Origin of the sequence: Halalkalirubrum salinum, from assembly GCF_005543295.1 — an archaeon.
Taxonomy (GTDB): domain Archaea; phylum Halobacteriota; class Halobacteria; order Halobacteriales; family Haloferacaceae; genus Halalkalirubrum; species Halalkalirubrum salinum.
Genome location: NZ_SRSG01000035.1, coordinates 1 through 1,658 on the forward strand (window position 1 = coordinate 1; position 1,658 = coordinate 1,658).

The 1,658-nt window shown below is 55.0% G+C and carries 1 rRNA gene; it reads right to left on the reverse strand.

Annotated elements, in window-relative coordinates:
* Positions 1-1,449 (reverse strand): 23S ribosomal RNA (locus E5K03_RS17415); the annotation flags it as partial.
* Positions 1,450-1,658: the final 209 nt, after the last annotated feature.

Sequence of the window (1,658 nt, forward strand, 5' to 3'; positions counted from 1 at the left end):
AGTCTTAGGACCGACTAACCCTCGGCTGACTAACAGTGCCGAGGAACCCTTGCTCGTAAGGTCGTCAGGGTTCTCACCCGACTCTCGCTGCTACTGTGACCAGGATTTTCGTTACCGGTTGGTCCACACGAACTCTCGCCCGTGCTTCCACCCAACCGGTATGCCGACCTACGCGGTCTTTCTGCCGCGAGGTATCGGAAGTGGATTTGAGCCCCGATCATTTTGGGCGCCTCAAACCTCGGCCGGTAAGCTGTTACGCTTTTCTTAGAGGGTAGCTGCTTCTAAGCTCACCTCCCGGCTGTTTAGGGCTTGAGACCACCTTCGGTCGCACTTAATCCACATTTTGGGTCCTTAACCTCGCTCTGGGTTGTCTCCCTCACGGTGCACAAGCTTACCCCGCACACCGGACTCCCATTGTCTACAACGTTCGTAAGTTCGGAGTTTGACAGGAAAGCCGACTCCTCTCGGAGGCGGGATTTCCAATCGGTCGCTCTACCTCACGAACTGTCTCGAATGAGGTCATGCTTCGACATGTTTCGGTCGGAACCAGCTGTTGCCGAGTTCGATGGGCCTTTCACCCCTATGCATAGATCACGGGAGGGTATTGTAGGACACCACCCCTAACGGGCCTCCACGCACCTTTCGGCACGCTTCACCCTGCCCATGCATAGATCACTCGGTTTCGGGTCGTATCCCTATGACTCCCCGCGTGTGAGCACGGTGGCCCTCGTACCGAAGTACTGCGGCCGTATCGCTTTCGCTTCGCCTTCCCCGCAAAACGGGTTAGACTCGCCATAAAGATACACTCCCTGGGTCGTTTTTCAAAACGCACGAGGCAACATCGGCTCTGGTAAAATCCTACTGCACGCTCGCGCGTGGGTCGTTTCTCTACCAGCCTTGTATGCCACCTCGTTCTATCGCCGACTGAGTTCAAGCTCTATTGCACGATCCGTTGTGGAGTGCTTTTCAGCGTTCGCTCACGCTACTTGTTCGCTATCGGTCTTGAGGAGTGTTTAGTCTTATCTGGGGATGCCAGATACATTCACGAGGGATATCCGACCCCCGCTACTCTGGAGCTGACGCACACGTTACTACACACTTCTACGGGGTTGTCACCCTGTCTCACGCTCTATTCCAAGAGACTTCGAAGTCTGTTTCACGTGCTGAAAGTCAGTCCGGACACCACATTGCCTGACGGCTTCGGTTTGGACTGTGTCGCGTTTACTCGCCGTTACTAACGATATCGCTGTTGCGTTCTTTTCCTGTCGGTACTAAGATGTTTCAGTTCCCGACGTTCCCTATTGCGCGAAGCAATTGTCAAGGGATTCCCATTCGGAGATCCTGAGTTCTTCGCCTCCATGCGGCTTCCTCAGGCTTTTCGCAGCTTGGCACGTCCGTCTTCAGCTCTCAAGCCGAGCTATTCACCAGCCGGCACAGTAGCCAGTTGATATATAGTTGGTTGATTCGTAATTGTTGGGCGCGTTACTGTCCCGGTGAAGGGTCCAGTTGACGCCTGGATTACACGTACATACGGTCGTCATCGAACCGGCCCGGGGTGTAACTCGGGCGCGGTCATCGAACCCTTCCCAACCACGGTTTCCCGAGTTGGTGCATCTGTTCGTTGCTGACCCATCCTTTCGCCGTCCCCCACTTAAGGG